The sequence below is a fragment of the Pseudarthrobacter sp. NPDC059871 genome, assembly GCF_042731175.1.
Classification (GTDB): Bacteria; Actinomycetota; Actinomycetes; order Actinomycetales; family Micrococcaceae; genus Arthrobacter.
The window spans coordinates 535318-559299 of sequence record NZ_JBHWJV010000001.1; the positions used below are offsets into that span (position 1 = coordinate 535318).

Annotated in this window: 17 protein-coding genes and 1 riboswitch; of the genes, 14 read left to right on the forward strand and 3 right to left on the reverse strand. The window is 65.9% G+C overall.

Annotated elements, in window-relative coordinates:
- The first annotated feature begins 2 nt into the window (after positions 1 to 2).
- The 3 genes from ACFV4R_RS02445 (at position 3) to ACFV4R_RS02455 (ending at position 2807) form a co-directional block, all read left to right on the forward strand.
- Entirely contained in the window at positions 3 to 662 is a 660-nt protein-coding gene (locus ACFV4R_RS02445) for an ATP-dependent Clp protease proteolytic subunit (RefSeq protein WP_015937343.1), read from the forward strand.
- 176 nt (positions 663 to 838) lie between these two features.
- Positions 839 to 2119, forward strand: a complete 1281-nt coding sequence (gene clpX, locus ACFV4R_RS02450) for an ATP-dependent Clp protease ATP-binding subunit ClpX (RefSeq protein WP_056079756.1) — start codon at positions 839 to 841, stop codon at positions 2117 to 2119.
- Between the two features lie 73 nt (positions 2120 to 2192).
- Positions 2193 to 2807 carry a DsbA family protein gene (locus tag ACFV4R_RS02455; protein ID WP_377202130.1) on the forward strand — a complete coding sequence of 205 codons (615 nt, stop codon included), beginning with the start codon at positions 2193 to 2195 and terminating at the stop codon, positions 2805 to 2807.
- Positions 2808 to 3151: 344 nt separating this feature from the next.
- Here the strand turns inward: ACFV4R_RS02455 and valS are convergent, their stop codons facing one another.
- Positions 3152 to 5770, reverse strand: a complete 2619-nt coding sequence (gene valS / locus ACFV4R_RS02460) for a valine--tRNA ligase (RefSeq protein WP_377202129.1) — start codon at positions 5768 to 5770, stop codon at positions 3152 to 3154.
- A 149-nt stretch (positions 5771 to 5919) separates the two neighbouring features.
- On the opposite strand from valS, the gene ACFV4R_RS02465 reads away from it, so the two are divergent.
- Positions 5920 to 6681, forward strand: a complete 762-nt coding sequence (locus ACFV4R_RS02465) for an SDR family oxidoreductase (protein WP_377202128.1) — start codon at positions 5920 to 5922, stop codon at positions 6679 to 6681.
- Between the two features lie 46 nt (positions 6682 to 6727).
- Here the strand turns inward: ACFV4R_RS02465 and ACFV4R_RS02470 are convergent, their stop codons facing one another.
- On the reverse strand, positions 6728 to 7771 hold the full coding sequence (locus tag ACFV4R_RS02470) for an endonuclease/exonuclease/phosphatase family protein (RefSeq protein WP_377202127.1): 1044 nt from the start codon (positions 7769 to 7771) through the stop codon (positions 6728 to 6730).
- A gap of 378 nt (positions 7772 to 8149) precedes the next feature.
- Here ACFV4R_RS02470 and ileS point away from each other — a divergent pair, with 378 nt between their 5' ends.
- Genes ileS through ndk form a run of 4 tightly spaced genes read left to right on the forward strand, consistent with a single transcriptional unit; the run spans position 8150 to position 13780 of the window.
- Complete coding sequence (ileS, locus tag ACFV4R_RS02475; RefSeq protein ID WP_377202126.1) at positions 8150 to 11491, forward strand: isoleucine--tRNA ligase; 3342 nt, start codon at positions 8150 to 8152, stop codon at positions 11489 to 11491.
- Between the two features lie 3 nt (positions 11492 to 11494).
- Positions 11495 to 12853 (forward strand): bifunctional folylpolyglutamate synthase/dihydrofolate synthase, encoded by a 1359-nt coding sequence (locus ACFV4R_RS02480; RefSeq protein WP_377202125.1) that lies wholly within the window; start codon positions 11495 to 11497, stop codon positions 12851 to 12853.
- Positions 12854 to 12856: 3 nt separating this feature from the next.
- On the forward strand, positions 12857 to 13315 hold the full coding sequence (locus tag ACFV4R_RS02485; RefSeq protein ID WP_091720754.1) for a DUF4233 domain-containing protein: 459 nt from the start codon (positions 12857 to 12859) through the stop codon (positions 13313 to 13315).
- A gap of 51 nt (positions 13316 to 13366) precedes the next feature.
- Positions 13367 to 13780, forward strand: a complete 414-nt coding sequence (ndk, locus tag ACFV4R_RS02490; RefSeq protein ID WP_377202124.1) for a nucleoside-diphosphate kinase — start codon at positions 13367 to 13369, stop codon at positions 13778 to 13780.
- A gap of 98 nt (positions 13781 to 13878) precedes the next feature.
- Here the strand turns inward: ndk and ACFV4R_RS02495 are convergent, their stop codons facing one another.
- The gene (locus ACFV4R_RS02495; RefSeq protein WP_377202123.1) at positions 13879 to 14550 is read right to left on the reverse strand and encodes a vitamin K epoxide reductase family protein; all 672 of its coding nucleotides are present in this window, start codon (positions 14548 to 14550) and stop codon (positions 13879 to 13881) included.
- A 439-nt stretch (positions 14551 to 14989) separates the two neighbouring features.
- Here ACFV4R_RS02495 and ACFV4R_RS02500 point away from each other — a divergent pair, with 439 nt between their 5' ends.
- The 6 genes from ACFV4R_RS02500 to proB all read left to right on the forward strand — a co-directional run bounded on the left by ACFV4R_RS02500 (position 14990) and on the right by proB (position 23974).
- The gene (locus ACFV4R_RS02500) at positions 14990 to 18382 is read left to right on the forward strand and encodes an Rne/Rng family ribonuclease (RefSeq protein WP_377202122.1); all 3393 of its coding nucleotides are present in this window, start codon (positions 14990 to 14992) and stop codon (positions 18380 to 18382) included.
- Between the two features lie 143 nt (positions 18383 to 18525).
- Positions 18526 to 18624: riboswitch (TPP riboswitch) on the forward strand.
- Between the two features lie 9 nt (positions 18625 to 18633).
- Positions 18634 to 20163, forward strand: a complete 1530-nt coding sequence (thiD, locus tag ACFV4R_RS02505) for a bifunctional hydroxymethylpyrimidine kinase/phosphomethylpyrimidine kinase (RefSeq protein ID WP_377202281.1) — start codon at positions 18634 to 18636, stop codon at positions 20161 to 20163.
- Between the two features lie 334 nt (positions 20164 to 20497).
- On the forward strand, positions 20498 to 20806 hold the full coding sequence (rplU, locus tag ACFV4R_RS02510) for a 50S ribosomal protein L21 (RefSeq protein ID WP_015937330.1): 309 nt from the start codon (positions 20498 to 20500) through the stop codon (positions 20804 to 20806).
- Between the two features lie 60 nt (positions 20807 to 20866).
- Entirely contained in the window at positions 20867 to 21130 is a 264-nt protein-coding gene (rpmA, locus tag ACFV4R_RS02515) for a 50S ribosomal protein L27 (protein WP_009372867.1), read from the forward strand.
- Between the two features lie 113 nt (positions 21131 to 21243).
- Positions 21244 to 22833 carry a GTPase ObgE gene (gene obgE, locus ACFV4R_RS02520; RefSeq protein WP_377202121.1) on the forward strand — a complete coding sequence of 530 codons (1590 nt, stop codon included), beginning with the start codon at positions 21244 to 21246 and terminating at the stop codon, positions 22831 to 22833.
- Positions 22823 to 23974, forward strand: a complete 1152-nt coding sequence (gene proB / locus ACFV4R_RS02525; RefSeq protein WP_377202120.1) for a glutamate 5-kinase — start codon at positions 22823 to 22825, stop codon at positions 23972 to 23974. The genes obgE and proB overlap by 11 nt, the downstream gene beginning before the upstream one ends.
- Positions 23975 to 23982: the final 8 nt, after the last annotated feature.

Sequence of the window (23982 nt, forward strand, 5' to 3'; positions counted from 1 at the left end):
CTATGAACTACAACTTCGGGTGGTCCGCCGGTAATCTTCCGTCCAGCCGCTACGTCCTGCCGCAGTTCGAGGAACGCACACCCTACGGCTTCAAGCGCCAGGACCCGTACACCAAGCTCTTCGAGGACCGCATCATCTTCCTCGGCGTACAGGTGGACGACGCCTCGGCCGATGACATCATGGCCCAGCTGCTGGTGCTCGAGTCCACCGACCCGGACCGCGACATCACCCTGTACATCAACTCTCCCGGCGGCTCGTTCACGGCAATGACTGCCATCTACGACACCATGCAGTACATCCGCCCGGAGATCCAGACGGTGTGCCTGGGCCAGGCCGCCAGCGCCGCAGCGGTCCTGCTTGCTGCAGGAACCCCGGGCAAGCGCCTGGCACTGCCCAACGCCCGCGTCCTGATCCACCAGCCCGCCCTGTCCGGCGGCCAGGGTGGACAGGCATCGGACCTGGAGATCCAGGCAGCCGAAGTGATGCGCATGCGGTCCTGGCTCGAGGACACCCTCGCCCACCACTCCGGCCGGACGTCCGAGCAGGTCAACAACGACATCGAGCGAGACAAGATCCTGACCGCGGCAGAGGCACAGTCCTACGGCCTGATCGACCAGGTCCTGGATTCACGCAAGATCAAACCTCAGGCAATTACGAGGTAGCAGTACCCAAAAGGCCGGCGGGGCCAGTTCATTTTGGCCCCGCCGGCCTTTTCCTTCCACCCTTGGGAGCCAATGTGACCTAGAGTGGAAGTTGTCACAAACCGGCCCGCACGGTCCGGGGAAGATTCCAGCAACGGTGCAAGCTGCGCGGCAGCAGGATACTAAGGGGTTCACATATGGCTCGGATTGGCGAGAGCACGGATCTGCTGAAGTGCTCTTTCTGCGGAAAGAGCCAGAAGCAGGTGCGGAAGCTCATTGCCGGGCCCGGTGTCTACATCTGTGATGAGTGCATCGAACTGTGCAACGAAATCATCGAAGAGGAACTCGCCGAGGTCGCCGACCTCGGCAGCTTCGAACTTCCCAAGCCACGCGAGATCTTCGACTTCCTGCAGGAATACGTCATTGGCCAGGAACCGGCCAAACGGTCCCTCGCCGTGGCGGTCTACAACCACTACAAGCGCATCCAGGCCGGCCACGCGCCGAAGTCCGGGAACCTCGGCGACGGCGGCCACCACGACGACGTCGAGATCGCCAAGTCGAACATCCTGCTGATCGGCCCCACGGGCTGCGGAAAGACCTACCTCGCCCAGACGCTGGCCCGCCGCCTCAACGTGCCGTTCGCCGTCGCCGACGCCACCGCACTGACCGAGGCCGGGTATGTCGGCGAAGACGTCGAAAACATCCTCCTGAAGCTCATCCAGGCCGCGGACTACGACGTCAAGAAGGCTGAGCAGGGCATCATCTACATCGACGAGATCGACAAGATCTCGCGCAAGAGCGAAAACCCGTCCATCACCCGCGATGTTTCCGGTGAAGGCGTACAGCAGGCGCTCCTGAAGATCCTCGAAGGCACTGTTGCCTCGGTGCCGCCGCAGGGCGGCCGCAAGCACCCGCACCAGGAATTCATCCAGATTGACACCACCAACGTCCTGTTCATCGTGGCAGGTGCCTTCGCCGGACTCGAGGAGATCATCGGATCCCGGTCCGGCCGCAAGGGTATCGGCTTCGGTGCACCGCTCAATGACGCGAGCAAGAAGGTGGACTCCTACGGCGAAGTGATGCCGGAGGACCTGCTCAAGTTTGGCCTGATCCCTGAGTTCATTGGCCGCCTCCCGGTCATCACCACGGTTTCCAACCTGGACCGGGACGCCCTGATCCAGATCCTGTCCACACCCAAGAACGCACTGGTGAAGCAGTACCAGAAGATGTTCCAGATTGACGGCGTGGAGCTGGTCTTCGACGACGGCGCCCTGGATGCGATCGCGGACCAAGCCCTGGAGCGCGGCACCGGCGCCCGCGGCCTGCGCGCCATCCTCGAGGAAGTCCTGCTTCCGGTGATGTTCGATCTTCCCAGCCGGGAAGACGTGGCCAGCGTCGTCATCACCGAGGATGTCGTCCTCCGCGGCGCCGAGCCCACCATGATCCCGCACGTGACCAAGCGGCGGAAGTCCGCCTGAGCCGCGTTGCCCGCAACACCCCCGTCAGCGGTGGCTGCCGCCTGTGCAGCCACCCCTACCTGAAGGATTAGCCATGACTGAAACCGCTAAGAACCGGGCCGACTTCTGGTTTGATCCGTTGTGCCCGTTCGCCTGGATCACCTCCCGCTGGATCGGCGAGGTGGAAGCCGTCCGCGACATCGAAACCGTCTGGCACGTGATGAGCCTGGCAGTCCTCAACGAAGGACGCGACCTCGACCCCGAGTACCGCAAGTCCATGGACAACGCGTGGGGCATGGTCCGCGTGATTATCGCCGCCCAGCAGGAACACGGTGACGCCACCGTCAAGGCTCTCTACGATGCCATGGGCACCCTGATCCACGAGGGCGGCGAGAAGGACCGTTCAGTTGTCATCACCAAGGCCCTGGCCGAGTGCGGGCTTCCCTCCTCCCTGGCAGAGGCTGCTGAGTCTGACGCTTACGATGCCAAGCTCCGTGCCAGCCACGAAGAAGGCATTTCCCTCGTGGGCCAGGACGTCGGCACCCCTGTGGTCGCCTTTAACGGAACGGCATTCTTCGGGCCGGTCCTCACCCGCATCCCGCGCGGTGAGGTGGCCGGCAAGCTGTGGGATGCCACCACTGCGATTGCCTCCTACCCGCACTTCTTCGAGCTGAAGCGCAGCCGCAGCGAACGCCCCGAGTTCGGCTGAGCCGGCGCGCGGCTGCCGCTCCATAGTCTTCAAGGGCCCCGGAAGAACTACTGCCATGTAGTTCTTCCGGGGCCCTTGTGCTCGCCTGCGCACAGGATCAAAATAGTTCTTACCAACTTCGAAAGAAGGGGGACGCAGGAACCAAAGATCCAGTGAAATGTATTCGACGCAGCCTTTGGCGAAGTCGGATACGAGCTACCAGTGACGAGGTAGGAAGACCTGGAAATCCCCGGATTCTGCCAGACCATCAAGTTCGTCACGAGATGGCCGAAAAGTCGAAGCCCCACCAACGGCAAAACGCTGATGGGGCTTCCCCTTTGCCCTGAAACAGGGCGTGCACCGGACTAGACGGCCGCTGTCTCCTCGGGGGCAGCCAGGGTCACGTCGCTCACGGTCAGTTCCCCTTCGCCCACCACCAGGGTGATCTCCCGCGCGTTGGACGCCGCCTTGAGGTCGGACAGACCGGCCTGCAGCTGGGTGGTCAGAGCCTCCGAGGCGCTGATGGTGGCAGAGAGGACCTCGGTCCGCTGCTTCACCTTTGCCTCGGACTTTGCCTTGCGGACACCACTCAGTGCGTTGCCGACGGTGGCGAGCATGGTGGTGTCGCCGTCCACCTCGACGCCGGCCGGCCATGCGGCGCGGTGTACCGAGCCCGTGCGCCACCAGCCCCAGACTTCCTCGGTGGCAAACGGCAGGAACGGCGCGAACAGGCGCAGCAGCGTATCCAGCGTGGTGGCCAGGGCCGCCAGCACCGATGCCTGCTCCGCTTCGCCGGCCGCGCCGTAAGCACGGTCCTTGATGAGCTCCACGTAGTCGTCCGTGAACTGCCAGAAGAACGTTTCGGTCAGCTGCAGCGCCCGGGCGTAGTCGTAGTTATCGAACGCCTTCGTGGCCTGGGCAACGACGTCGGACAGTTGGGCCAGCAGGGCACGGTCCAGCTTGTTGGTCAGCACCGAAAGATCGCCGGACACCACAGAGTTCTCGGTGGCACCAAGGTTCAGCACGAACTTTGAGGCGTTCAGGAGCTTGATGGCCAGGCGGCGGCCGATCTTCATCTGGGCGATCTCGTAGGCGGTGTCGGCGCCCAGGCGGGCCGAGGCCGCCCAGTAGCGGACGGCGTCCGAGCCGAACTCATTGAGGACATCCGTGGGTACCACCACGTTGCCCTTGGACTTGGACATCTTCTTGCGGTCCGGGTCCAGGATCCAGCCGGAGATGGCTGCGTGCTTCCAAGGTGCGGTCTTCTGCAGTGCATCGGCACGGACAGCGGAGGAGAAGAGCCAGGTGCGGATGATGTCGTGGCCCTGGGGGCGGAGGTCGAAGGGGAAGACCTTGTCGAACAGGGTCTCGTCCCGGCTCCAGCCACCAACGATCTGCGGGGTCAGCGAGGACGTGGCCCAGGTGTCCAGGACGTCTGCGTCGCCGGTGAAGCCGTTGGGCTGGTCGCGCAGGGATTCGTCGAAGCCCGGGGCTGCGTCCGCTGCGGGGTCCACCGGCAGCATGTCATCGGAGGGCATGACGGGGTTGTCGTAGTCCGGGTTGCCCTGGGCGTCCAGCGGGTACCAGACGGGGATGGGCACGCCGAAGAACCGCTGGCGGGATACCAGCCAGTCACCGTTCAGGCCGGCAATCCAGTTTTCGTAGCGGGAGCGCATGAAGGCCGGGTGGAAGTTGATCTCCTGGCCCCTGGCGATCAGGCGTTCGCGGCGCTCTTCGTCGCGGCCGCCGTTGCGGATGTACCACTGGCGTGAGGTCACAACCTCGAGCGGCTTGTCGCCCTTCTCGAAGAAGTTCACCGGGTGGGTGATCTTCTTCGGTTCACCGTCCAGCAGGCCCGCAGCGCCGAGCAGTTCCACCACAGCTTCCTTCGCGGAGAACGCCGTTTTGCCGGCGATCGCAGCGTAGGCTTCCTTGCCGGCTTCTGTGGTGATCCAGTCCGGGGTTTCGGCGATGATGCGGCCGTCGCGGCCCATGATGGCCCGGGTGGGCAGCTGGAGTTCACGCCACCAGGTGACGTCGGTGAGGTCGCCGAAGGTACACACCATGGCGATGCCCGAGCCCTTGTCAGCCTTGGCCAGCGGGTGGGGCCTGACCTCAAGCTCGACGTCGAAGAGGGGAGACCGCACGGTCTTGCCGAACAGCGGCTGGTACCGCTCGTCGTCGGGGTTTGCCACCAGCGCGGCACACGCGGCCAGGAGCTCCGGCCGGGTGGTCTCGATGAAGATCTTGTCGCCGGCTTCGGTGAAGAAGGGGTAGCGGTAGTAGGCGCCGGGAACCTCGCGGTCCTCCAGTTCGGCCTGGGCCACGGCGGTACGGAACGTGACGTCCCACAGGGTGGGTGCCTCGGCCATGTAGGCGTCACCGGCGGCCAGGTTGGCCAGGAACGCGCGCTGGGACACCGCGCGGGAGGTGTCGTCGATGGTGCGGTAGGTGAGGTTCCAGTCGACGGACAGGCCGAGGGTCTGGAACAGGTTTTCGAAGACCTTTTCGTCCTCAACGGCCAGTTCCTCGCACAGCTCGATGAAGTTCTGGCGCGAGACGACGTCAAAGTCGCGCTGGTTCTTGGCAGGCTGCGCCGGCGGCCGGTAATCGGCGTTGTACGGGATGGCGGGATCGCAGCGGACACCGTAGTAGTTCTGCACCCGGCGTTCGGTGGGCAGCCCGTTGTCGTCCCAGCCCATGGGGTAGAAGACGTTCTTCCCGGTCATCCGCATGTACCGCGCCTGGACATCGGTCTGCGTGAAGGAGAACATGTGGCCAACGTGCAGCGAACCCGACGCCGTCGGCGGGGGAGTGTCGATCGAGTAGACCTGCTCCCGGGTGGTGTCCGGGTTGAACCTGTAGGTTCCTTCATCCAGCCAGCGCCGGGTCAGGGCAGCCTCGAGGCCTTCCAGTGCCGGCTTGTCGGGAACGTTGATGGGGGCGGTGGTGGGCGTGTCTGTACCCTGTATGTCTTCAGCCATTGGGCAATTCTTTCATGCTCCGTTCAATCCCGGAGAAACGCCAGTGGCTTGGGCAGCATCCTGCGGTAGATCCGGCCCACAGGGCGTCCCCTTGACGCTGTGTAACGCGCGGTCCGCCTGTTGCGGGAACCTCCCATTAGGGTGGTCCCATGACTGACGAATTGCAGCACAGCAAGGCAGCCCTGGTGACCGGTGCAAGCACGGGTATTGGTGAAGCGACAGTGCGCGCACTGCGCGCGGACGGCTGGACGGTGTTCGCCGTAGCCCGCCGCGAAGACCGCCTCGCGTCCCTGGCGGCCGAGACCGGCGCCGTCGCCGTTCCCGCCGACATTGCCGAGGACGACGACGTGTCCCGGCTGCTGGAAAAGGTCACCGCTGCCGGGGGTATCGATACGCTCATCAACATTGCCGGCGGCGCCCGCGGAGCGGACCGGGTGGCGGAAGCCAGCACCGCGGACTGGGAGTGGATGTACCGGGTCAACGTGCTGGGCACCATGAAACTGACCCGTGCGTTCCTGCCGATGCTCCGTGCCAACGGCGAGGGAACGGTGCTGAACCTGACCTCCACTGCCGCGATTGCAGCCTACGAAGGCGGAGGCGGCTACAACGCGGCCAAGTTCGCCCAGCACGCCCTCACCAATGCGCTCCGGCTGGAGGAAGTGGAAAACAACATCCGGGTGGTCGAAGTAGCGCCCGGCCTGGTGCAGACCGAGGAATTCGCGCTCAACCGCCTCGGCAGCGAACAGGCCGCGGACAAGGTCTACGAAGGCGTGGAGAAGCCGCTGACCGCGGCGGACGTGGCCGACGTCGTCCGGTACGCCGTCAGCGTCCCGCACCACGTCAACCTGGACGAAATAGTCATCCGGCCAGTTGCCCAGGCCGCCAACCACAAGCTGATCCGCAAGGGCTGAGCCCGCCGGCAGGCCACCGCCACAGCCCCACAGCCTTCCTGGGTGTTCAGGCGGCCGGAACCGCGACCGTTGCGAAGATAGCCGCGTGGTCAGTGCCGGGAACCCTGTGGACCTGGTAGCCACTGCTGCCCACCCGGGGACTTGTCACCACATGGTCGATGGCGATGCCGGGCAGGCGGGTGCCATCCATGGGCCACGTAGGCAGGAGCCTGGACCCGGCGGCGGCAGCCACGTCCACCAGGCCTTCCTCTCCAGCCCGGAGGAGGGTCCGGAATTCCGCATGGTCGTAGGTGGCGTTGAAATCACCCATCAACAGCCTGTGGCCGGGCCGTTCCGCCACCCGGGACAAGGCCGTGAGGTCGCTCCGCCATTGACCCACCCGGGTGTCCACCGGGGGCAGGGTATGGACGTTGGTCAGTTCCAGCACGGCACTGGCATCGGCTCCGCTTCCGGTGGCCGTGAGCCTGACCGTCGGCATTAGGAACGGCGTGTCCGGCAGCACACCCACCTGCTCCAGCGGATGACTGGAGTACACGGCGCTGCCCGCGCCGTCATCCGTGGGCTGGCTGATCCTGTGGGGCAGCAGCGCGTCCAGGCCTTCGGCGGCCAGCCGTTCCTGGAGAGCCTGGGAGTGTTCCTGGATGGCGAGGAACGCCACCTTCTTCTCCCTCACCAGCCGGACAATGGTGGCGGCGTCCGCCCGGCCATACTGGGAATTGATGCTCATGACGCTCAGCTCCACCGTGGCCGGTGGCTGCTGCTCTGTTGGTGACGCCGCCGGCGCTGCGGCAGCAGCGGGGGAGGGTCGGGCAACGTCCAGGGGAAACAGCCAGAAAAGCTGGCACACCAGGAGCGCTGCCGTCACCAGCTGCAGCCACCTCCGTCCTCCGAACACTGACAGGACCAGGGCCACGCCCGCAGGGACTGACAGCCATGGCGTGAAGGCGAGCAGCTGGACCACCAGGACCGGCCATTCCGCGCCGACCGCCCGGAATACGGACATCACCAGCACGGGCACTGCAGCCAGGACCGATAACCACGTGCACACCGTGGAGAGGCGCGAGGGGACCCGCCGGCCGGAAGCAGTCATGGAAGTGAGTCTAGGCACTGCAGGCGCCCGAACCCGCGGCTGACCAGTGCGCCGCCATGGGCCAGCCCCGGGGAATGGAAATGCAGGCGGACCCGATAGTAGACTCGTCAAAGGCTATGACCCGGCAATCACCGGTGAGCTTCCGGAAGAACCCACCACCGCAGCTCGCGGTGCGTGCCAGTAGAACCGGACGGGTAAGCCCGTTACAGCAGTAATGAGAGGCCGGGGCAGCACCGTTCCTGTGGAACACACTGCGCCGGTAAGTGAGGTGGTACCGCGGTAAGCGTGCAGTCCTTGGACCGCACAGCAAGCCGTCCTCGCATCCCGGAAAGTGGCCGGCAACTGCCGGTTAGCCCAGCTCAACCCAGGATGTCGAGAATGACGTATTATCCCAAGGCCTCAGCCTCCACCAGCGGCGGCCCGTCCGACGGCCGCGCAGGCGTTTCCGCCTCCGTGAAGTTTCCGGAGATCGAAGAGCGCATCCTGAAGTACTGGGACCGGGACGGCACCTTCCAGGCCAGCATCGACCAGCGCAGCGCAGACCTGCCCGGCGGCGAGCCCGGCAGCAACGAATTCGTGTTCTACGACGGTCCGCCGTTCGCCAACGGCCTCCCGCACTACGGCCACCTGCTCACCGGCTACGCCAAGGACCTGGTGGGCCGGTTCCAGACCCAGCGCGGCAAGCGCGTTGAGCGGCGCTTCGGCTGGGACACCCATGGCCTCCCGGCAGAGCTCGAAGCCATGAAGCAGCTGGGCATGACCGACAAAACCCAGATCGAAACCATGGGCATCGACAAATTCAACGACGCCTGCCGCGCCTCCGTGATGAAATACGCCGACGAATGGCGCGCATATGTCACCCGCCAGGCGCGCTGGGTGGACTTCGACAACGACTACAAGACGCTCAACGTCGAGTACATGGAGTCCGTCCTCTGGGCCTTCAAGCAGCTCCACGAGAAGGGCCTCACCTACAACGGCTACCGCGTCCTGCCCTACTGCTGGAAGGACGAGACGCCGCTGTCCAACCATGAACTGCGCATGGACGACGACGTCTACAAGAACCGCCAGGACCAGACCGTCACGGTCACGTTCCCCATCCTCGCGGGTGACTCGGAACTCTCCCGGCAACTGGAAGGCGTACAGGCCCTCGCCTGGACCACCACCCCCTGGACCCTTCCCACGAACGCCGCGCTCGCCGTCGGGCCTTCCATCACGTACGCCGTGCTGCCCGCCGGACCCAACGGCATCAAAGCTGCATCCGCCGATGCCCCTGTCACGGGCACCTTCCTCCTGGCAGCCGACCTCATCGCCGCCTACGCCAAGGACCTCGGCTACGACGGATTCGAAGACGCGGAAGCGGCAGTGCTGTCCACCCATACCGGTACCGAACTTGAGGGGCTGCAGTACCAGCGGCTCTGGGACGACTTCAGCGACAACGAAAAGTACGGCATGGAAAACGCCTGGCGCTTCCTCGTGGCCGACTACGTGACCACCACTGACGGCACCGGCATCGTCCACCAGGCTCCCGCCTACGGTGAAGACGACCAGAAGGTGTGTGAGGAAGCCGGCATTCCGGTGGTCCTCTCCGTCGACGAAGGCGCCAAGTTCCTGCCGCTGTTCAAGCACGGCGACCTCCACGACATCGCCGGCCTGCAGGTCTTCGAGGCCAACAAACCCATCACCCAGGTGCTCCGCGCCCAGGGCCGCCTGGTCCGCCAGGCCAGTTACGAGCACAGTTACCCGCACTGCTGGCGGTGCCGCAACCCGCTGATCTACCGTGCGGTGTCCTCCTGGTACGTGGAGGTCACCAAGTTCAAGGACCGCATGTCCGAACTGAACCAGGAGATCAACTGGATCCCCGGGAACGTCAAGGACGGCCAGTTCGGCAAATGGCTGGCAAATGCCCGCGACTGGTCCATCAGCCGCAACCGGTACTGGGGCAGCCCCATCCCGGTGTGGCAGTCCAGCGACCCCGAGTACCCTCGCACCGACGTCTACGGCTCCCTCGCGGAGATCGAAGCGGACTTCGGCCGCCTGCCCTTGAACAAGGACGGCCAGGTGGACCTGCACCGTCCGTTCATCGACGAACTGACCCGGCCCAACCCGGACGATCCCCGCACCCCGGAAGAGGGACAGTCCGTGATGCGGCGCGTGGAGGACGTCCTGGACGTCTGGTTCGATTCCGGCTCCATGCCGTACGGCCAGGTCCACTACCCGTTCGAAAACGAAGCCTGGTTCGACACCCACAACCCCGCGGACTTCATCGTCGAGTACATCGGCCAGACCCGCGGCTGGTTCTACATGCTGCACATCCTCTCCACCGCGCTGTTCGACCGGCCGGCGTTCCGCAATGTCATCAGCCACGGCATCGTCCTGGGCTCCGACGGGCAAAAGATGTCCAAGAGCCTCCGGAACTACCCGGACGTGTCCGAAGTGCTGGACCGTGACGGCTCCGACGCCATGCGCTGGTTCCTGATGTCCAGCCCCATCCTCCGCGGCGGCAACCTCGTGGTTACCGAGCAGGGCATCCGCGACGGCGTCCGGCAGGTGATCCTGCCGCTCTGGAACGTCTACAGCTTCTTCACGTTGTACACCAACGCTGCCGACGGCGGGCGCGGTTACGACGCCAGGCTCCGCTACGACGGCTACGCCGACACGATGGACCAGTACCTGCTGGCCAACACCGGAGACCTGGTCCGCAGCATGACGGAGCGGCTGGATGACTACGACATCTCAGGCGCCTGCGACGCGCTGCGCAGCTACCTGGACATGCTCACCAACTGGTATGTCCGCCGCAGCCGCCAGCGGTTCTTCGACGAGGACCAGGATGCATTCGACGCCCTGTTCACTGCCCTGGAGGCTGTTTCCCGTGCCGCTGCTTCGCTGCTGCCGCTGGTCACCGAGGAAATCTGGCGCGGCCTGACCGGCGGCCGTTCCGTGCACCTGGCTGACTGGCCGGACGCAAACCTCTTCCCGGCCAACCCGGACCTCGTTGACGCCATGGACAAGGTGCAGCAGATCTGCTCCACCGGGTCCTCCCTCCGCAAGGCCGCCAACCTGCGTGTCCGCCTGCCGCTGCAGGAACTCACCGTGGTGGCACCCGGTGCGGACGCGCTGGAAGGCTTCGCCGCCGTCGTCGCGGATGAACTCAACATCCGCTCCGTCCGCCTCCTCGACGCCGCCACAGCCTCCCCGGAGGAGTTCGGCATCCAGCAAAAGCTGGTGGTCAACGCCCGCGCCGCAGGGCCGCGCCTTGGCAAGAACGTCCAGCTGGCCATCAAGGGCTCCAAGTCCGGGGACTGGTCTGTGGATGACTCGGGCGTCGTCACCGCCGGGGGCCTGCAGCTCGAGCCGCAGGAATACACCCTCGAGACGGTGGTTGCAGAGTCCGACGGCGGTGCTGCCGCCTCCACTGCGTCTTCTGCTGTCGCAGTCCTCCCCGGCGGCGGCTTCGTCGTCCTCAACACCGAGGTCACACCGGAGCTGGAAGCAGAAGGCCTGGCCCGCGACATGGTCCGCGCCATCCAGCAGGCCCGCAAGGACGCCGGGCTCAACGTCAGCGACCGCATCCGGACCACCGTTACCGCCGCGCAGAACGTCGTGGACGCCCTGCAGGCCAACTCGGAACTGGTCAAGGGGGAGACGCTGACGGTAGACCTGACGGCCGAACCGGCAGATGTGCCGGAGCCCGCCGTCGTCGTAGAAAAAGTGGAGGCCTAAGGCATGACTGACGAATTTTCCGTGGAAAGCGTCTACGCCGAACTGCTGGGGCGTGCGCCGGAAAACAAGATGGAACCCCGGCTCGCTCCGCTGTTCCGCGCCATGGATGTGCTCGGCGAACCCAACAAGGCATTCCCGATCATCCACGTGACCGGAACCAACGGCAAGACGTCCACATCCCGCATGATCGAGTCCGTGCTGCGGGCCCAGGGCCTGAGCACCGGGCGCTACACCAGCCCGCACCTGTCCAAGGTCACGGAACGGATCAGCATCGACGGGCACCCGGTCTCCGACGAAACGTTCGTTCGGATCTGGGACGAGATCCGTCCCTACCTGCAGATCGTGGATGCCGAGCTGGAGGCGGAAGGGCAGCCCCGCCTGACGTACTTCGAATGCCTCACCATCCTGGGCTTCGCTGTTTTCGCCGACCAGCCCGTCAACGTGGCCATCATCGAAGTGGGCCTGGGCGGCATCACCGACGCCACCAACGTGGGCGACGGACAGGTATCGGTGATTACCCCGATCTCGCTGGACCACACGGACCTGCTGGGGGACACCACCGAGGACATCGCGCACGAAAAGGCCGGCATCATCAAGCCGGGCGGTTTCCTGGTCAGTGCCGCGCAGCCCTTGGACGCCGCACAGGTCCTGCTGGAGAAAGCCAAGGAAGTTGGCGTGCCGTTCCGCTTCGAGGGCGTGGAGTTCGGCGTTGAATCCCGCACCGTTGCCGTGGGCGGCCAGATGGTCACCATCCAAGGCATCGCCGGGCGCTACCCGGACCTGCTGGTGCCGCTCCATGGCGCCCACCAGGCGCAGAACGCAGCCGTGGCCGTGGCGGCCCTGGAGGCGTTCTTTGGCGGCGAAAAGGAACTGCCCTTCGACGTCCTGCAGGAGGGCTTCGCCGCTGCAACCTCGCCCGGCAGGCTGGAAGTGGTGCGGTCTGCGCCCACCATCGTTGTGGACGCTGCCCACAACCCGGACGGCATCAAGGCTTCGGCAGCGGCCCTGAAGGAGGCCTTTACCTTCTCCCGGCTGGTCCCCGTGGTGGGCGTGCTCAAGGAGAAGGACGCGGAAGAGATCCTCCGTGAACTCAAGGAATCCCTGGGAGACGTGGCAGAGGAATTCTGCTTCACGCAGTCCAACTCGCCGCGGGCCGTGCCGGCCGCCGAACTGGCCGAGCTGGCCATTGACCTCGGCTTCGGCGAGGACAACGTGCATGTTGAAGAAAAGCTCGACGACGCCCTGGAATGGGCGGTGGAACGGGCCGAAGCAAACGACGACCTCTCCGGCGGTGTCCTGGTCACGGGTTCGATCACCCTCGTGGCCGAGGCCCGCATCCTGCTCGGAAAGACGGAGGCGTAAAACATGGCCAGGCTGACCAAGGCCCAGCGCGAATGGCGCCCGGGCATGCCGAAGAAGCGGCGCTCCACCAAGGTCATGTTCGCCTCGACGGTCCTCCTGCTGGAGGCGTTCGTCATGTTTTTTGCCACCCTTGCAGTGTTCGGCCTGCGCCGCGGCGAGTTCCCGCCGGCGCTGATCCTGGGTGTCGGGATAGCCCTCAGCGTGGTCATGGTGCTGGCCTGCGCGTTCCTCCGCAAGCCCTGGGGCATCGGACTTGGCTGGGTGCTGCAGGTGGTGCTGATCCTTACCGGCATCTTCGAACCTGCCATGTTCCTGGTGGGCGTACTGTTCGCCATCTGCTGGTGGTACGGCATCCGCACGGGAATCAGGCTGGACCGCGAGGCCGGGCAGCGCGAACGTGAACAGGCCGCGTGGGAGGCAGCCAACCCGGACCAGCCCGCCGGATCCGGTCCGGCCCAGTAGGGCAGCCCCCGTAGACTTGACCCGAAACCCCACCAACGCATTGGAGCAGTTGTGACCACTGAGCGCACCCTCGTCCTGATCAAGCCCGACGGCGTCGCCCGTAACCTCACCGGCGCCATCCTGGCCCGGATCGAAGCCAAGGGCTATGTCCTGGCCGAACTCAAAAAGGTGAACGCCACCCGCCAGCTCCTGGAACAGCACTACGAAGAGCACGCGGGCAAGCCGTTCTACGAGCCGCTGGTGGAGTTCATGCTCAGCGGCCCGGTAGTTGCCGCGATCTTCGAAGGCCACCGCGTCATCGAAGGCTTCCGTTCACTGGCAGGCACCACCGATCCCACCACCGCGGCTCCGGGCACCATCCGCGGTGACTTCGGCCGTGACTGGGGTCTGAAGGTGCAGCAGAACCTTGTGCACGGGTCAGACTCCACGGACTCCGCTGAGCGCGAGATCAAGATCTGGTTCTAGGACCCGCCCTCCGCACCGCCATGGTGGTGCGGACCAACAGATAAGGCCAATGTTCTTCGTGAACATTGGCCTTATCTGTTGCTTCGGGGTTTGGACGGCTAGAACCCTGACGTGCCGGCGAACACCTGGATGAAGGCGAAGAAGATGCTGGCAATCACGCCCACGTAGATCAGCGCCACGATGATCCAGCCGGAATCTCCCACGATGCGGGCGGCACCCGACGGGACGGGAATGACTCCTGCCGAGATGTTGCGGATGGTGGTCCAGACAAAGAGCGGGATCATCGCGGCCCAGACGATCATGCAGAACGGGCACAGGACGTGGATGTCGTACAGGGCCTGGGACCACAGCCACGCCACGAAGATGAAGCCGAGGGTAACGCCGGTCTGCAGCCCGATCCAGTACCAGCGGGCGAACGTGGCGCCGGACAACAGGGCCATGCCTACGGTGATGATGATGGCGAACGCTACGATCCCGATGAACATGTTGGGGAAGCCGAAGAGTGAGCTCTGCCAGGTCTTCATCACCTCGCCGCAGGAGATAAACGGGTTCACGTCGCACACGGTGGTGTGGTTGGGGTCCTGCAGCACCGCGAGCTTTTCCAGGACCAGGGTTCCGGAAGCGAGCCAGCCGATAACTCCGGTAATCACCAGGAGCCAGCCGAAGGGCCGGTTCCGGGCCATCACCGGCGTGTTGGCCGCCGGGGCGCTGTCCGGGGTGATGGTCCGCTCCTGGGCTGGTGTGCCGCTGACGGGGGAGATGCTGGGCATTGGTATGGCGTCCTTTTCGTCCGGTGCTCCTGAGCCTGATTGTAACGCCGGCGGCTGGACGCAACGCCCAGGAAACAGAATGCCCCCGGTACCTTCCCACGTGATTTACCCCGCGTGTGAGAGAATGAACGTGGCTGGAAGCCGAACCACATTCGGTCTCCGGTCCGGTGGTTTGTTCCCAAGACCGCCAATGACGAGCAGGGCAGGCTTCGGAACGTTCCGACACTCCCGCAATCTCCATTGGACGGCACCTGGTTGTGGCATGTAGAACAACGGGTTTCAGAACTTTCCACTGGCTCCCACGGGCTGCCGCACCCCAATGCCGGTGCGAACCTGGGAGCATCCACTTGACTTCTGTCAGCGCCTGCGGGTTTTGACAATATGTGCCCCAATGGGTGCCGGATGTGGCGGTACGTCAGGGGCAGGAGTGTTGCCACAGATGAACAATGAAACTGAGCTTTCCGTTAACGAGGTTGAAGCGGCTGTGGAAGCCGCGGCCGAACCCAAAAAGGCTCCCCGGACCCGACGCAAGGCAGCGCCGAAGGCCGATGACGCCGTAGCCGCCGCCCCCGCCGCCGAGGTGGCTCCGGACGATGCTCCAGCCGCTGTTGCGGCGCCCGGCACTGCGGACGCCCCCGCGGCCCCGGTTAAAACCGCCGCCCGCCGGCCCCGGGCCAAGAAGAAGGCAGAGGCCGCCGAGCCGCTGCCCGCCTTCGCCACCGATGCGGACCCCGCTGAATCCGGTGCGGCCGCTGACGCGGCTCCCGCCGAAGCTGCCTCCGCCGTAGAAGCGACCGCGGCCGGCGAAGTGCCCGCGGAACCGGCCGCGACCAAGCCGGTCCGCCGCCGTCGCGTTGCCACGCGGAAGGCTGCTCCTGCGGGCGACCCCGCGGAAACACCGGCGCCCGCCGAAACGCCGGCCCCTGCCCAGGAACTGCCGGCCACCGCTGCCGCGCCGGACGCTGAAACGGCGGACCAGGGCGCCGTGGCCCGGGCGGCGGACGTAGAGGCAGCAGCAACGAAGCCCGCGGAACAGGAGCCCGCCACCGGCGAAGCTGCAGCCGAGGCCGCCCCGGAGGAGGCTCCCGGCACGGCAGTCGCCGCGGCAGTCGAGGAACCTGGCGCGTTTGCCTCCCTCTTCCTTGAGCCCGCCTCGCCCACCTCCGTGCTGTTCCAGGCACCGGACCTGAGCACCGTCGTCCGCCCCGCTGCGCCCGCCGCAGCGGAGCAGGTCGAGGACGAGGACGACGCCGAGGACAACGAATCCGAGGAATCCTCCGGCCGCCGCAGGCGCCGCAGCCGTGGCCGCCGGGGGCGCAGCCGGCTGGACGAGCGCGACGACGCCGGAACTGATGGCTCCGAGGCGGATGACGCCGCTGACGAATCTGACGAGGAAGAAGCCGGTCCGGCCGAGGACGGCGTGACGTCCCGCCGTCGCCGTCGCCGCCGCCGCGGTGACCAGGACCTTGAACTGACTGGCGGAAACGACGACGATCCGCCCAACACAGTTACCCGCGTGCGCGCACCGCGTGCCGTCAGCGAGGCACCCGCCAACAACCGGGTGACCAGCGTCAAGGGTTCCACCCGGCTGGAAGCCAAGAAGCAGCGCCGGCGCGAATCCCGGGACACGGGCCGCCGCCGCACCGTCATCACCGAAGCGGAGTTCCTGGCCCGGCGCGAATCCGTGGACCGGCAGATGATCGTCCGCCAGCGCGACGACAGAATCCAGATCGGCGTCCTCGAGGACGGCGTCCTGGCCGAGCACTTCGTGTCCAAGACCCAGCAGGATTCGCTGATCGGCAACGTCTACCTGGGCAAGGTCCAGAACGTGCTGCCGTCCATGGAGGCTGCCTTCGTGGACATCGGACGCGGCCGCAACGCCGTCCTTTACGCGGGCGAAGTGAACTGGGAAGCCGTCAACCTTGAAGGCAAGCAGCGCCGTATCGAGAACGCGCTGAAGTCCGGCGACACCGTCCTGGTCCAGGTGACCAAGGACCCCGTGGGCCACAAGGGCGCCCGCCTGACCAGCCAGATCTCGCTGCCGGGCCGCTACCTCGTGTACGTCCCCGGCGGTTCCATGACCGGAATCTCCCGCAAGCTGCCCGACGTCGAGCGGAACAGGCTCAAGCGCATCCTCAAGGACCGCCTGCCGGAGCAGGCGGGCGTCATTGTGCGCACGGCGGCCGAAGGGGCGTCCGAGGAGGAGCTGACCCACGACATCAACCGGCTCCGCGCCCAGTGGGAAGGCATCGAAAGCCAGTCCTCCTCCACCAAGGTCCTGGCTCCGGAGCTGCTGTACGGCGAGCCCGACCTCACCATCAAGGTGGTCCGTGACGTCTTCAACGAGGACTTCTCCAAGCTGATCGTCTCCGGTGAGGAAGCCTGGGACACCATCGAGGCCTACGTCACCTATGTGGCCCCGGACCTGGTGGGACGCCTGGAAAAGTGGACCAAGGACCAGGACATCTTCGCTGCCTGGCGGATTGATGAGCAGATCCACAAGGCCCTCGAACGCAAGGTCTTCCTGCCCTCCGGCGGCTCGCTGGTGATCGACCGGACCGAAGCCATGACCGTGGTGGACGTCAACACCGGCAAGTTCACCGGCAGCGGCGGCAACCTCGAAGAAACCGTCACGAAGAACAACCTTGAAGCGGCCGAGGAAGTGGTGCGCCAGCTGCGGCTGCGCGACATCGGCGGCATCATCGTGATCGACTTCATCGACATGGTCCTGGAATCGAACCGCGACCTCGTCCTGCGCCGCATGGTGGAATGCCTGGGCCGCGACCGGACCAAGCACCAGGTGGCGGAAGTTACCTCGCTGGGACTCGTCCAGATGACCCGCAAGCGCATGGGCACCGGGCTCCTGGAAGTCTTTGGCGAGCAGTGCGAAGCCTGCGCGGGCCGCGGCGTCGTCACCCATGACGACCCCGTGGAGCACCGCCGCGCCAACATCGTGGCAGCCGAACAGCACGTCCACCGCTCAGACAACCGCTCCGATTCCCGCCCCAGCGGGAACCGAAGCGAGGGTAACCGCAGCGAGGGCCAGCGCAATGAGGGCCAGCGCACCGACAGCAGCCAGGAAGGTACGCGCGGCGAACGCAAGCGCCGCCGCGGACGTGGCGGCCAGCCGGTCGAACCCGCACCCGCACCCGCAGCCGTGATTGCCCACCCCGTCCAGCCGGACCCGCACGAGGCCGAACGCCACGCCAAGGCTGAAGCCACCAGGCTGGCCCTGGCCAACATTGCCGCTGCTGCCCACGCCGCACACCTGCACGATGACGAGGTGGCGGCCCGTCAAGCCCCAGCCCAGCAGGACACGGGCGCAACGGAAAAGCACGACGACGGGACGCCGGCACGCCCGGCAGCTGTCCTGACGTTCGGCGGCGAGAAGGTCGCGCTGCCCTTCGTTGAGCACGCAGACGAGCACCAGGCCTCACCTGCGCTGTCGCTTGACCGGCTGGCCGAAGCGTTCGCCCACCTGGGCCAGCCGGCTTCGCCTGTAGGCAGCCCGTCACGGGAGTCCGGCACGGCCCAGGCCGCGCCGGCCACCGCTGAATCGGTGGAGGCAGCGGTTGCGGCACCCCAGCAGCCCGCTGCGACTGCCGCCCCCGACCTGTCCCGGCAGCGCCGTCCGCGGCGTAACCGCAGTGCAAGCAGGGCGCAGGGCGCAGCCAACGAGACCACCGTGGAACACCATGAGAACGTCCCGTCGGCCAGCGAAGGCCACTCCCATGCCGCCAAGGCGCCCCAGCATGCCGCGCCGGCAGAACCTGCGGCCAAAGCCGATGCGCCCATCATCCTTGGCGTAGGGGTTCCTGCTTCCGAGCTCTGACCCGACCCAGGCACTGCAGATGCCCGGCCCTCCACTCCTTGTGGTGGGGCCGGGCATCTGCCGTTAACCGGGAACGGCCCTCGGCAGCGCACTTAACAGGTGCAGTCACCTTTCGGTTGACTGCCGTCCAGCGGCTAGGCTGGGGAACCGACACGGGGTGCCGCGCACCAGGCCCGGCTGAGATCCACACCCGTTGAACCTGTCCGGTTAGTACCGGCGAAGGGATGTCTCTTTTGTCTTCGACCCTTGCCATGCCTGCAGCCACCCCGCTGCCGAATCCCTCCGCGACCGTATTGCCGGCTGCCGGACGGGACATGCCCCGTGTCCTTGCCATCGCGGGCTCGGACCCTTCCGGAGGGGCCGGGATCCAGGCGGACCTCAAAAGCATCGCGGCCCACGGCGGCTACGGCATGGCCGCCATCACTGCCCTCACGGCCCAGAACACCCACGGGGTGACCGCGGTCCATGTTCCTCCGGCATCCTTTTTGGCACAGCAACTGGCAGCCATCAGTGACGACATCCACGTGGACGCCGTCAAGATCGGCATGCTCGGCGACGCCGACGTTATTGCCGCCGTGCGCACCTGGCTGGAGAAGGTGCGCCCCGCCGTCGTAGTCCTCGACCCCGTCATGGTTGCCACCAGCGGAGACCGGCTATTGCAGGAGAGCGCCGAAGCTGCGCTCCGCAACCTGGTGCCGCTGGCCCACCTGGTCACCCCCAACCTGGCCGAGCTGGCCATGCTGCTGGACGAAGACGTGCAGGACACGTGGGAGGCAGCCCTGGAACAGGGCAGGAGGCTTGCTGATGCCACCGGCGCTGCCGTGCTGGTCAAGGGCGGCCACCTGCAGGGCAGCACCTGCCCGGACGCCTTGGTTGGCCCGGCCGGCATGCTTTCAGCGGACGTCGTCGAAATCCCGGGGGAGCGGGTGGCAACGCGCAACAGCCATGGCACAGGTTGTACCCTGTCCTCCGCCATGGCCACGGTCCAGGCGCAGGTAGGCAACTGGGAAGTGGCCCTGCGGGAAGTGAAACCCTGGCTTGCGGGGGCGCTGGCGGCGTCTGCCGTGCTGGAGGTGGGAACCGGCAACGGGCCCGTCCACCATTTCCACCACATCCGCCAAGCGCTTCGGCCAGGCGACTTCACGGCGCAGCTGCGGAAAGATGCCGACGCCCACCTTGAATCGATCTACTCCCTGGACTTCATCCAGGCCCTGGCCTCGGGGACACTTCCGGAGGGCGAGTTCGCGTATTACCTTGCGCAGGATGCCATCTACCTGAACGGGTACTCGCGCGTCCTCGCCCGGGCCAGCGCGCTGGCTCCCACGGAAGCCGAGCAGCTGTTCTGGGCGGCGTCGGCCCAGCAGTGCCTCGAAGTGGAGTCGGAACTGCACCGTTCCTGGCTCAGCACCCGCACCGTCCGCCCCGAACTGGGGCCTGTCACCAAGGCTTACGTGGACCACCTGACCGCCGCTTCGGCGTCGGGCAGTTATGCAGTCCTGGCAGCAGCTGTCCTCCCGTGCTTCTGGCTGTATGCGGACGCCGGGGAGGTGCTCCATGCCAGGTTCCTTGCCGAGGGGGAGCCGGCAGGACACCCCTACGCCGACTGGCTCCGCACGTATGCCGACGAGGATTTCGCGGAGGCAACGCGCCGGGCCATCGCTGTGGTGGACGAAGCGGCACGCAAGGCCTCCGATGACGAGCGGCACGCCATGGCTACCGCTTTCCGGCAGTCCTGCCGGCTGGAAGTGGAGTTCTTCGACGCGCCGCGGCTCTACGCCTGAACCTGCCCCGGCCGTGCTGCCGGTACTATGGTGTGGCACGGCCCCGGTGGCGGACGATGTCTGTGGTTCCTATCACGGCCGACCCGCCGGAGCCAGCCTCATTTGCGGCCGGAGACGGAATTAGCGTATTCTAGATCTTCGGTGCTTACGCCAACACTTGGGTTATGACCCCGGGAACATGCCAACGTGGATAACACAAGGCAGTCCTGCGGGATAACTCATGGAGACCTTCGGGAAATCCACGGCGTTGAGGCACAGCGGGAACCCAGCCAAACAGTGCAACGGGTGCCGCACGCAATTTTAGTTATAAACGTCGAGAGAAGTGAGTTCCCAAGTGGTGTACGCGATTGTCCGCGCAGGCGGCCGCCAAGAGAAGGTTTCCGTTGGAGACTTCGTTACCCTGAACCGCGTCGCCGGTGGGGCTGGCAGCACCATTGAGCTGCCCGCACTGCTCCTGGTTGATGGTGACAAGATCACCACTGCCGCTGCTGACCTGGCCAAGGTGACCGTTACGGCTGAAATCCTCCAGGACCTCCGTGGTCCTAAGATTGTCATCCAGAAGTTCAAGAACAAGACCGGTTACAAGAAGCGCCAGGGTCACCGTCAGGAACTGACCAAGGTCAAGATCACTGGCATCAAGTAACCACTGGTTACTGTTCAGGTTTTCAGCAGATTCCCCAGAATTTAAAGGCAGGCATTTCAGATGGCACATAAAAAGGGCGCGAGCTCCACTCGCAACGGTCGTGACTCCAACGCACAGTACCTCGGCGTCAAGCGCTTCGGTGGCCAGGTAGTTTCCGCCGGCGAGATCATCGTCCGCCAGCGTGGCACCCACTTCCACCCGGGCGCCGGCGTTGGCCGCGGCGGCGACGACACCCTGTTCGCACTGACCCCGGGCGCCGTTGAATTCGGTACCCGCCGCGGTCGTCGCGTCGTCAACATCGTTGCTGCTGCAGCTGCAGAGTAACAACCAGTTCTGAAGCGGTGGAGCGGGCCAGTTGGCCCGCTCCACTGTTCTTTTAAGCGCATTACAATCGATAGGGCGTCCATGGGCGCCCACACGACACTGAGGAGATTTACGTGGCCAGCTTTGTAGACCGGGTAGTACTGCACGTATCCGGCGGTACCGGCGGCCACGGTTGCGTCTCCGTCCACCGTGAGAAGTTCAAGCCCCTTGGCGGGCCCGACGGCGGCAACGGCGGCAATGGCGGCGACGTCATCCTCCGCGTGGACCACCAGACCACCACCCTCCTCGACTACCACCACGCTCCGCACCGGCACGCCACCAACGGCGGTCCCGGCATGGGCGATTGGCGCGGCGGCAAGAACGGCGAAACCCTGGTCCTGCCTGTCCCCGACGGCACCGTGGTGAAGTCAAAGGACGGCACCGTCCTGGCAGACCTGGTGGGGGAGGGCACAGAGTACATCGCCGCCGCCGGCGGGCCCGGCGGTCTGGGCAACGCTGCCCTTTCGTCGCAGAAGCGACGCGCGCCAGGCTTCGCCCTGCTCGGCATCGAGGGTGAATCCAGCGACATCGTCCTTGAGCTGAAGTCCATTGCAGACATCGCCCTGGTGGGATTCCCGTCCGCCGGCAAATCCAGCCTTATCGCCGCCATGTCCGCCGCGCGCCCCAAGATCGCCGACTACCCGTTCACCACCCTCATCCCCAACCTGGGTGTGGTCCAGGCAGGCGAAGTCCGGTTCACCATCGCGGACGTCCCGGGACTTATCGAAGGTGCCAGCGAAGGCAAGGGCCTCGGCCACAACTTCCTGCGGCACGTGGAACGCTGCGCCGCCCTGGTGCACGTCCTGGACTGCGGCACGCTCGAATCCGAACGCGATCCCCTTTCTGACCTCTCCATCATCGAGACCGAGCTTGAAAAGTACGCGGTGGACATGAGCTACGCCGGCCAGGACGGCGAAGTGGTCCCGCTGAACCACCGGCCCCGCCTCGTGGCACTGAACAAAGTGGACCTGCCGGACGGCAAGGACATGGCTGAATTCGTCCGCCCTGAACTGGAGTCCCGCGGATACCGGGTCTTCGAAGTCTCGGCCACCAGCCACGAGGGCCTGCGCCAGCTCGGCTTCGCCATGGCCGAGATCGTCAAGGCGGCACGGGATGCCGTAGAAGCGGCTCCGCCGAAGGTTACCCCCACGGTGCTGCGTCCGCGCGCCGTCAACGAAACCGGATTCCGGATCCGCCGCGAGGAGAAGGCCAACGAGCCGCTGTTCCGCGTCCTCGGCGACAAGCCCGTCCGCTGGGTCAAGCAGACAGACTTCACCAACGAAGAGGCCATCGGATACCTGGCCGACCGGCTCGCAAGGCTGGGCGTGGAAACCGAGCTGTTCAAGATGGGCGCCAAGCCGGGCGACACCGTGGTGATCGGTGAAGACGATGGCGTGGTCTTCGACTGGGAACCCACCATGATGGCTGGCGCCGAACTGCTGGCATCGCCGCGCGGCACCGACATCCGTTTCGCCGACACCGGCGACCGCCCCACCCGCACCCAGAAGCGCGAGGAGCAGCAGGAACGCCGGGATGCCAAGGCCGCAGCCCGCGCCGAACTCGAAGCCGAACGCAAGGCCGGCATCTGGACAGAGTCCGTCAGTGGACGGCGCGCGGCCCAGCCCATTAAGGAAAGTGGCCTGGACTCCGGCGATGAGTCCTAGGGCAACAGCCACGGGACCGGCTTCCGGTTCCGTGGACAGGAGCGTGCTGGCCGGCGCCCGCCGGGTTGTGGTGAAGGTCGGTTCCTCGTCGCTGACAAGCATCAAGGGCGGCATTTCCGAGGAGTCACTCACGGCCCTCGCGGATGCCCTGGCTGCCAAACGCAACAGTGGCACCGAAATCATCCTGGTTTCCTCAGGCGCCATCGCTGCCGGGCTGGCACCCCTTGGCCTCCCGAAGCGTCCCCGGGACCTCGCCACCCAGCAGGCTGCTGCCAGCGTGGGGCAGGGACTCCTCATGGCCCGGTACACACAGGCGTTCGGCGCCCACGGCGTCACCGTCAGCCAGGTCCTGCTCACCGCAGAGGACCTGATGCGGCGGAGCCAGCACACCAACGCCTTCCGGGCCCTGGATCGGCTCCTGAACTTGGGCGTGGTTCCGGTGGTGAACGAGAACGACACCGTGGCCACCCACGAAATCCGCTTCGGCGACAACGACCGGCTGGCTGCCCTCGTGGCGCACCTGGTCCGCGCCGACGCGCTGGTGCTGCTCTCCGACGTCGACTCGCTCTACGACGGTCCGCCGGCCCACGGGGCCAAGCGCATTCCCGTGGTGGCCGGCCCGCACGACCTTGAGGGAGTGTCCATCGGCAAGGCCGGCAAAGCCGGAGTTGGCACCGGCGGCATGCTCACCAAGGTTGAGGCGGCCAGCATGGCCGCAGGATCCGGCATTCACGCCCTGGTGACCTCCACGCCCAACGCTGCCGCCGCACTCAACGGTGAGGACGTTGGGACCTGGTTTACCGTCAACGGCGCCCGCAAACCCGTCCGGCTGCTGTGGCTGGCCCACGTAGCCTCTGTCCAGGGCAGGCTTGTCCTGGACGAGGGCGCGGTCCGGGCCGTCCGCCACCACCGGACCTCGCTGCTGCCGGCCGGCATATCAGCCGTGCAAGGCGTCTTCGAAGCGGGCGACGCCGTCGAGATCGCAGGTGCCGACGGCACCGTCGTGGCCCGCGGCCTGGTCAACTACTCCTCCGAAGAGCTGCCCCGCATGCTGGGACGTTCCACGCGCGACCTCGGCGAGGAACTCGGCACCGGCTACGACCGTGAAGTTGTTCATGTTGACGACCTGGTGCTGGTTTGAACCGGGGC